Raw genomic sequence first — 2,953 nt, 5'->3', positions numbered from 1 at the left:
GCCGCCCCGCACCTGGATGCCGCCGAGCGCGCCGCGCTCTACCGTCCGGCCGGTTCGCCGTTCACCGAGGCCGACGTGCCGCTGCTGGATGAGGCCGCGGAACTGCTCGGGGAGTTCACCGACCCGCGTGACACCCCCGACGCCGCCCAGTTCGACCGGGACGTGGAGAACGCGAAGGCCGCCTTGGCGAACATGGACGTGATGCTCAAGAACGCGGGGATCGACGGGATTGTCACCGCCGAACAGGTTGCCGGGCTGAACCAGGAGACCGGGGCGCGGATGACCGCCGCCGAACGCGCGGTCGCGGACCGCACCTGGGCGTACGGGCACATCGTGGTCGACGAGGCCCAGGAGCTCTCCCCGATGCAGTGGCGCCTGCTGATGCGCCGCTGCCCGATGAAGTCCTTCACGATCGTGGGGGACATCGCCCAGACCTCGGCGGCCTCCGGCGCGCTGAGCTGGGGGGAGGCGCTGGAGCCGTTCTTGGGGCAGCGCTTCCGGTTGGAGGAGCTGACGGTGAACTACCGCACCCCGGCGCAGATCGCGGACGCGGCCACCGCCGTCGCCCAGGCTGCCGGGCTGCGCATCACCACCCCGCAGGCGGTGCGCGAGGGGGACTGGCCGCCGCTGTTCACCCACACCGATGCCGAAAACCTGCTGCCGCAGCTGCTGCGCATCCTGCCCGGGGAGCTGGAGTACTCCCAGGGCGGGCTGCAGGCGGTCATCGTCCCGCAGGAGAAGGTCGCCCAGTACCGTGCGGCGCTGGCCGAGGTGTACGGCCAGCGGGTCGGCTCCGGTTCCGGGGGCATGGTGCAGAACATCGTGGTGATTTCCGCCCGTGAATCCAAGGGCCTGGAGTTCGACGGGGTGCTGATCGTGGAACCGGCCGCGCTGATCAGCGAGGTCGACGGCGGGGTGGGGGACCTGTATGTGGCCATGACCCGCACCACCCAGCGCCTGCACGTGCTCTACAGCCAGGAGTTGCCCGCCGGGCTGGACACCGCCGCCGCCGCGGCCGTGAACTGACCCGCGCTTCGGCATGGGGATGCGCAGCGGGAGCACGTTGCGCATCCCACGTCCGGGTTCCGGCGCAATCTGGGCGGATCAACTGAGCACCACGCCCGGATTTTGCTAACGTTGGGGTTGTGTCTGAAATGAAGCAGAATCCCGCCCTCGCGGGACAACGTATTGATCCGTCGTTCGATAACATCTGGCAGGAACTGAAGTGGCGCGGGCTGGTCCACGTCTCCACCGATGACGCCGCGCTGGAAGAAGCGCTTGCCAATGAGACGGTCACATACTATTGCGGCTTCGACCCGACCGCGGCGTCCCTGCACCTGGGCCACCTGGTGCAGCTGCTGAACATGCGCCGCCTGCAGCTGGCCGGCCACAAGCCGCTGGCGCTGGTGGGCGGTTCCACCGGGTTGATCGGCGATCCCCGCCAGAGCGCCGAGCGCGTACTCAACACCCGGGAGACCGTGGCCGAATGGGTTGCGAGCCTGCAGTCCCAGGTCTCGCGCTACCTCTCCTTCGAGGGGGAGAACGCGGTGCGCCTGGTCAACAACCTGGACTGGACGCAGAACGTCAGCGCCCTGGACTTCCTGCGCGACATCGGCAAGTACTTCCGGGTGGGCACCATGATCAAGAAGGAAATCGTCGCCGCCCGCCTGAACTCCGATGAGGGCATTAGCTACACCGAGTTCAGCTACCAGGTCCTGCAGGGCTTCGACTTCCTGGAGCTGCACCGCCAGTACGGCTGCACCCTGCAGACCGGCGGCTCGGACCAGTGGGGCAACCTGACCAGTGGCACCGAGCTGATCCGCAAGGTCGAGGGCAAGCACGTCCACGCCTTCGGCACCCCGCTGATCACCAACTCCGACGGCACGAAGTTCGGCAAGTCCGAGGGCAATGCCATCTGGTTGGATCCGGACATGTGCAGCCCGTACACCTTCTACCAGTTCTGGCTGAACACCGCGGACGCCGATGTGATCGACCGGCTGAAGGTCTTCACCTTCCTCACGCGTGCCGAGATTGAGGAAATGGCGACCGAGGTGGCCGAGCGCCCACACCAGCGCAAGGCACAGCGCACCCTGGCCTGGCTGGTCACCAGCCTGGTCCACGGGGAGGACGCGACCGAGAAGGTCATCGCCGCCTCGGCCGCGGTCTTCGGCAACGGCGAATTGGGCGAGATCGATCTGCCGACGCTGCAGGCGGTCATCGCCGAGCTGCCCTCGGCCAAGATCAAGGCCGACGAGCTGGGCATCCTCAACGTGCTGCAGACCAGCGGGCTGAGCAAGAGCCAGTCCGAGGCCCGCCGCACCGTTGGGGAAGGCGGCGCCTACGTGAACAACCGCAAGGTCCAGGGGATCGACTCGGAACTGAGCGTTGATGACTTCCTGCACCAGCGCTACGCGATCATCCGCCGCGGCAAGAAGAACATGGCAGTCCTGGAGCTGGAGGGCTAACCACCCGCCCCGCAGGAGCATTTCAGAGAAACCGTCGAGAAAGTCTGTGAAGCACAGCACTTTTTCGGCGGTTTTCTGCATCTACGCCCCCAGAGCGCCTGATTTCCCCCGGCATTCCGGTGTTTTCGTCGGACAAGCCCTCGATTTGCGTGGGTGGTGGAACCTGCGTATAGTTTTTATCTGTTGCCAGCGGGAAACACGCACCGGAAACGGGATGTTTACCTGGCAGCGAGAATCCCTTCCTTTGCAGGTCACCGGATGTTCGGGTCGTTTTGACTCGGGTCGGGGATGTGGTAAGGTTGGAAAGTTGCTCCGGAGCGAAGCGGCCAGCCAGATGATGGTGGTTCGTGGTGTCGGAAGTGCTTGTTGTTTGAGAACTCAATAGTGTGCCAAGTTTGTTGATACCAAATTATTTTTGTTTGGTGAATACGAAACATTTATTTGCTTGATCGCCCGCACCCCCGTGTGTGGTGGTTGAGTGTTTTTTA

Annotated in this window: 1 protein-coding gene and 1 pseudogene; both read left to right on the top strand. The window is 64.9% G+C overall.

The genetic code is table 11. The features are described from left to right. A pseudogene (locus RCJ92_RS15500) lies at positions 1–1,026 on the top strand (AAA family ATPase); the annotation flags it as partial. Positions 1,027–1,154: 128 nt separating this feature from the next. Further along, the gene (gene tyrS, locus RCJ92_RS15495; RefSeq protein ID WP_343831391.1) at positions 1,155–2,465 is read left to right on the top strand and encodes a tyrosine--tRNA ligase; all 1,311 of its coding nucleotides are present in this window, start codon (positions 1,155–1,157) and stop codon (positions 2,463–2,465) included. Positions 2,466–2,953: the final 488 nt, after the last annotated feature.

The sequence above is a fragment of the Glutamicibacter sp. BSL13 genome (assembly GCF_052928425.1).
Note: the sequence above shows the minus strand (reverse complement) of the source record. Positions and strands in the feature narration are given on the sequence as shown.